This is a genomic window from Desulfuromonadaceae bacterium (genome assembly GCA_019429445.1).
In the GTDB taxonomy this organism is placed as follows: domain Bacteria; phylum Desulfobacterota; class Desulfuromonadia; order Desulfuromonadales; family JAHYIW01; genus JAHYIW01.
This window is the reverse complement of record JAHYIW010000054.1, coordinates 1-5866: the sequence shown is the minus strand read 5'-3', so window position 1 is coordinate 5866 and position 5866 is coordinate 1. Positions and strand designations below refer to the sequence as shown.

The 5866-nt window shown below is 56.9% G+C and carries 6 protein-coding genes; 3 read left to right on the top strand and 3 right to left on the bottom strand.

The window, feature by feature from the left end; all coding sequences use genetic code 11:
- Positions 1 to 32: 32 nt before the first annotated feature.
- Complete coding sequence (locus K0A93_13420) at positions 33 to 1013, bottom strand: transposase (protein ID MBW6513088.1); 981 nt, start codon at positions 1011 to 1013, stop codon at positions 33 to 35.
- A 296-nt stretch (positions 1014 to 1309) separates the two neighbouring features.
- Between K0A93_13420 and K0A93_13415 the strand changes: the two genes are divergently transcribed.
- A complete protein-coding gene (locus K0A93_13415; protein ID MBW6513087.1) occupies positions 1310 to 1567 on the top strand; it encodes a helix-turn-helix domain-containing protein in 258 nt (85 codons plus the stop codon).
- A complete protein-coding gene (locus tag K0A93_13410; GenBank protein ID MBW6513086.1) occupies positions 1564 to 2859 on the top strand; it encodes a HipA domain-containing protein in 1296 nt (431 codons plus the stop codon). The genes K0A93_13415 and K0A93_13410 overlap by 4 nt, the downstream gene beginning before the upstream one ends.
- Positions 2860 to 2990: 131 nt before the next feature.
- Here K0A93_13410 and K0A93_13405 read toward each other — a convergent pair whose 3' ends face one another.
- Positions 2991 to 3533 (bottom strand): NADH peroxidase, encoded by a 543-nt coding sequence (locus tag K0A93_13405; protein MBW6513085.1) that lies wholly within the window; start codon positions 3531 to 3533, stop codon positions 2991 to 2993.
- Between the two features lie 210 nt (positions 3534 to 3743).
- On the opposite strand from K0A93_13405, the gene K0A93_13400 reads away from it, so the two are divergent.
- Positions 3744 to 4370: a LysE family translocator gene (locus K0A93_13400; protein ID MBW6513084.1), complete on the top strand. Its 627-nt coding sequence runs from the start codon at positions 3744 to 3746 to the stop codon at positions 4368 to 4370.
- A 183-nt stretch (positions 4371 to 4553) separates the two neighbouring features.
- Here K0A93_13400 and ftsZ read toward each other — a convergent pair whose 3' ends face one another.
- Positions 4554 to 5684, bottom strand: a complete 1131-nt coding sequence (gene ftsZ / locus K0A93_13395; GenBank protein MBW6513083.1) for a cell division protein FtsZ — start codon at positions 5682 to 5684, stop codon at positions 4554 to 4556.
- Positions 5685 to 5866 lie beyond the last annotated feature (182 nt).

The window sequence follows — 5866 nt, the reverse complement described above, 5'->3', positions numbered from 1 at the left end:
CGGGTAAGACGGGACGTTGTTTACTTGTTGATTCAACTCTCAAGAATAGTCTCAATCCTCCCAGTATCCTGCTGCACCAGAACACTTCCCCGCTTGACAGCACGACAAACCGCCGCGCGTTGCAGCCCCAGCCTTTCCCCCACCTGAACGCCACTGTAGCCAAAGATGCGCACTGCGATGAAGCAGAAGAGATCGCGTGCCGCGACGCGCTGCGGATCGCGACTTCTTTCGCCAAGGTCATTAATGCCGATCTCAAAATGTTCGGCAACACGCTGTGCGATGGTGCCCGGATCGAGTCTGATGGCGAGTCGATCTTGCAGCGCCTCAAGCTCACTGAGTTTTTCCACAAAAGTTCCGGAACCGAGTACCCGCTCATCATAGGCCTGCGGTTCTTCGGGGATCTCTTGACCGCAGCTGCGCCGAAGTCCGCCGCCGACCAGATCGGGACGAGCACCCACAGCGACGCCATCGGCAACAAAGGCCTGATAGCGTTTGCGCGCCGCTGCCGGTTGCGCCGCGAAAAAAGCGAGGACATCTCGGACGGATTGGCCTTCCAGTGTGGCGTTGCCCAAAACAACGCCATGACCGCACCAAAAAAAACGCGCAAGAGCCTCCAGATTTTTGACCAGCCCGGCCCGCAGCGGATTGAGATGGATGTAACGGATCAACTCCAGCAGGTAGGCGTCTTCTTCGCAGACAATCGACTTGTAGCGGTTTTGAAACAGGTGCCCACTGCGGTTATGCCGATTATTGAAATTGACGGCATAGCCCGTCAGTAGCCGACGCATGAAGTGCTTGAGCTCGCACCCTCGGGGTTTCAGGAGCAGATGGAAATGATTGGGGATCAACGCCCAGGCATAGCAGTCGGTATCGGTCTCAACAAGCAGGCGGGAGAGCCGGTCGACGAAATCGCGCCGATCGGCGGTGGTCCGGAAAATTTTCCGGCGCTCGATGCCGCGAACGATAACGTGCTGCAGCAGGCCGGGAATATCGAGGCGGGGTTGACGGGGCATGGCAGGAGAGTAGCTGAGAATGGCTTTTCAGTCAACAAGTAAACAACGTCCCCCTTGTCCTCTCCTCTTGTCCTCTTTATCCCCTTGTCCTGTAATCGTTGAGTATACCCTCCGCCGCTCCGGTTGCAGGGCGGGATCGGAAGACGCGAGCAACGGCAACGAATATACTGCCCTGACAGGATATCTTTTGATTTAAACCGCCTTCTACCTGTTTATACTGCCGTAGCAGTATTTTTGTTGACGAGCCCCTCTTTCTGCTATATATACTGCCTGAAAAGTATTTTAAGGAGATCGAAATGCCTCGAACCATTAAGCCGCTGCCGACGCCGGCTCAGAGCGGCCCGCTCGACGCTGAGACTCTGGGAATGTACATTCGCGCCCGCCGAACCCAAGCGGGGCTGGGCATGCACGAAGCGGCGGCCTTTTGCGGGGTCGCCGTCGATACCCTGACCAGGATCGAGACGGCCAAGGGCGACGTCAAACTCTCCAGCATCCTGACCGTTTGTCGCATGCTCGGCATCCGGCTCAACATCGAGCCATGGGAGACGTCATGACACAGACGCTGTCCGTCTTCCTCAACCGCGCCCCTCTCGGTCGGGCGACCCTGGCGGGGAAAGACGACCGCTACGGCCTGGAGTACGCCAAATCATGGTTGGACGGCCAGGGATATGCCATATCGCCGCATCTGCCCCCGAAGGGGTGTGAATCCGAGAAGGTGAAACGCTTTCTCTCCAACCTCCTGCCGGAAGGGAAATGGCTGGAAGAGCTATCGGTCGATCACCAGATTTCGCGAAGCAATGTTTTTGGCCTGATTGCCCTGATTGGAGCAGAAACGACCGGTGCGCTGACGTTTCGCTATGACGAAGCCGATCGGGAACCGCGACCAACCCGATTTCGCGAGGTCGGCACTAAGGAGTTGACGGAGCGCATCGCCCAGCGGCAGAGGATCTCCATCGCCACCTGGGACGGCAGCCCGCGCCTTTCGGTCGCCGGCGTGCAGGACAAGCTGCCATTATTGATCCGCCCCGACGGCACCATGGGGTTCGGCGAGGGCGAGCTGGCGTCGACCCATATCCTCAAGTTCGGCCAGCGGCCCGACCAGCATATGGTGATCAATGAGTTCCTCTGCATGAAGCTGGCGGAGCGGGTCGGGCTACCGGTCGCCAGGGTCTCCCTGCAGCGTCTGGGCGAGCCGGTGCTGGTCGTCGAACGCTTCGACCGGCGCTGGCGCGGGGAAACAGTTGACCGATTACATCTGATCGACGGTTGCCAGCTCCTTGATCTGCCGCCTACCTACAAGTACGAACGCCCTTTCGGTAAGTCCGGCGAAGGGGCGCGCATCCGCGCCGGGGCCAGCGTGGCGAAGCTGTTTAGCGCCGTCCGGAACTGCCGCATTCCGGCCCTGGCCATCCGGGAGCTGCTCAACTGGACCCTGTTCCAGCTGCTGATCGGCAACAGCGATGCGCATGGCAAGAATATTTCGTTCTTCGTCGGCAAGGCAGGGATCGACGTTGCGCCGAGCTACGATCTACTCAACATCGACATCTATGGAGAGGAGTTCGAACAAGACCTGGCCCTGGCGGTCGGTGACGAATTTGTCGCCGAGAAGGTCACGCCCTATGACCTGGCGGGATTCTGTAACGACTGCCAGCTGCCGCCACGGCAAGTGGCGACCAGCCTGAAAAACCTCGGAGCAGCGGTCATCGGCCGTTTGGGGAATCTGCCGCTGGGGGAGGACTGGAGCGAGGAGGAGATCGATTTTGCCCGGACGTTGCAGGCGAAGATCAAGGGGAACGCCGAGCGACTGCTGGCGATTGCCGATGAGTTGCCGCAGGTCCGGCTTTGATCTTGTTTTCGGAGAAGACAAGCGGGGAACGGTGACAACAATGCGTCACAGGTTAATCAAAAAAGCACCACACAATGTGTGGTGCTTTTTTGATTTTGACGCTCGATTTTCAACGCCTTTGCATCACGACTTTAAGCGAAGTAGCGCTTCAGCAACCCGGCGAACGCCTGTCCGTGACGCGCTTCATCCTTGCACATCTCGTGAACAGTGTCGTGGATCGCATCGTATCCCAGCTCTTTGGCGCGGGTCGCGATCTTCTTCTTGCCGGCGCAGGCGCCGTTCTCGGCCTCGACCCGCAATTGGAGGTTCTTTTTGGTGTCGGCATGAACCACCTCGCCAAGCAGCTCGGCGAACCGGGCGGCATGGTCGGCCTCTTCGAACGCGATACGTTTGTACGCCTCGGCGATCTCGGGATAACCCTCGCGGTCGGCCTGACGACTCATCGCCAGATACATGCCGATTTCGGTGCACTCACCGGTGAAGTTGGCGCGCAATCCGTCAAGAACCTCGGCGTCCACATCCTTTGCGACACCGACACGGTGCTCATCCGCCCACGCCAGTTCACCACTTTGCTCTTCAAATTTATCGGAACCGACGCCGCACTGCGGGCAGGCTGCCGGGGGAGCATCACCTTCATGAACATAACCACAAACCGTACAGACAAATTTTTTCATCATAATCTCCTTGGAATTGAATTGATTGAGAATGGACCAAATTTAGGGTCATTATACTGAATGAAAAATGACTGTCAAGATAATTGATAACTATTTTTGTCATTTACAACACCCCACCTGCTGAATAAATATTCTCCCCACACAACCGCTTAATTGTGATAAAAAACCAGAACCAACGTGACCTCAGCCAGAACCACCGGAAAATATACCATGATCCCTCTCGACACCCTGCTGGCCTTCTTCTGTGCCGCCCTCATTCTCTGCCTTGCTCCGGGTCCTGACAATATCTTTGTCCTGACGCAGTCGGCCCTGAACGGACGCGCGGCAGGAGTGAATGTCACCCTCGGTCTGTGCACCGGCCTGGTCGGGCACACCATCGCTGTAACCTGTGGCGTAGCGGCACTGATTCAGACTTCTGCGACGGCATTTACCCTCCTCAAGCTGTGCGGCGCGGGGTACCTGCTCTATCTTGCCTGGCAGGCATGGCGCGCTCCAGCAACTGAATTCAACACATCGGTCGCGGGTGACACACGTTTTATCCCCCTCTACCGTCGCGGTATCATCATGAACATCACCAACCCCAAAGTCTCGATCTTTTTCCTCGCATTTCTCCCGCAATTTGCCGACCCGACCAAAGGAGCCATTGCGCTACAGCTGGCTCTGCTCGGCGGCACCTTTATCGCCGCGACGATCCTGGTTTTTGGTGGCATCGCGCTGTTAGCGGGAACCCTCGGCGATTGGCTGAAACGCTCGATTGGAGCGCAAATCGTGATGCATCGTATTTCTGGGACGATTTTTGCGGGACTGGCAGTGAAACTGGCGCTGATACGGCAATAAATAAAGGGGGACCGGAAAACCGGTCCCCGGCAACGAGGGAGTCGCTAACATGACATCGGCGGACGCACGCGGGCGGAGATCCGCGCAGGGCCGTAACACAGCATTAAACTGCAATTGCAAATGATTGACACCGACGACAAGCGCCGGGTCAATTTAATCTCTGCCGTTTTTATCAGGCAAAACTTAATCGAGTCGTTTGCGTAAAAATGTCGGGATATCGTACTCCTGTTCTTCACTGAAATTTATGCGCGGTCGCGGATTTTGCCGTTGACGATTACGGATGTATGTCGGCGTGTCGTGATCGACCTTCGGCGGCGTAAAAACATGAACCTCGGTGTGCCGCTGCTGCTTGTCGAAAGCCTGCCCAAACCCGGTCGCAATCGCCGTAACCTTGATCTGATCGCCCAGACTTTCATTAATGACCAGGCCGATAATGATGTTGGCATCCTCATGCACCTTTTCATGAATGATGCGCGATGCTTCATCGAACTCTTCCATCGTCATATTTGACGATCCGGAAATATTCACCAGCACCCCTTTGGCCCCGGAAATATCGATCTCTTCGAGAAGTGGGCTGCTGATGGCATGATTGGCTGCGATGGCGGCGCGTTTTTCACCTTCGGCGATACCGATCCCCATCATCGCCATACCACGTTCGCTCATGATCGCCTTGACATCGGCGAAGTCGACATTAATCAGACCGCTGGTCGTGATCAGGTCGGAGATGCCTTGTACGGCCTGACGCAGAACATCGTCGGCCGGCTTGAACGCGTCAAGGATACTGGTGTTTTTTCCGGCCAGGCCAAGGAGTCGATCGTTCGGCACCACGATCAGCGAATCGACCACATCCTTCAGGTCGGCCGCGCCCTGTTCCGCCTTTTTGGTGCGCATTTTCCCCTCGCGCGAGAATGGCTTGGTCACCACACCAACCGTCAATGCACCGAGTTCCTTGGCCACTTCGGCAATCACCGGAGCGGCACCGGTACCGGTGCCGCCGCCGAGTCCGGCGGCGATAAAAACCATGTCGGCGCCCGCAAGGACTTCGGCGATCCGCTCACGATCTTCGAGTGCCGCCTTGCAGCCGATTTCGGGATTAGCACCCGCCCCGAGACCTTTGGTCAGCTGCCCGCCAAGTTGCATCTTCATCGGTGCCAGATTGGCCCTGAGCGCCTGGGCATCGGTGTTGGCGTTAATAAACTCGACGCCCATAATCTCTGCCCGGATCATTGTGTTGACCGCATTCCCGCCGCCGCCACCCACACCGATTACCTTGATTTTTGCTCCCTGATCGATACTTTCATCAAACTCGAACATGACTCCCCCTTTCGCTTTGGTCAACAAGTTCTCCGCAAGTCAACCGGTTTATTCGTGATGGCGTCGCAAAAAGTCCGCCCTACGTCGTTACGCTGATTTTTCAGGACCTCGACCTACCTGATGTAGGCCTTCGCCCCTGAAAAACCACCAAGCCTTGGAGGACGAAATTTTTGCTTAGCCAT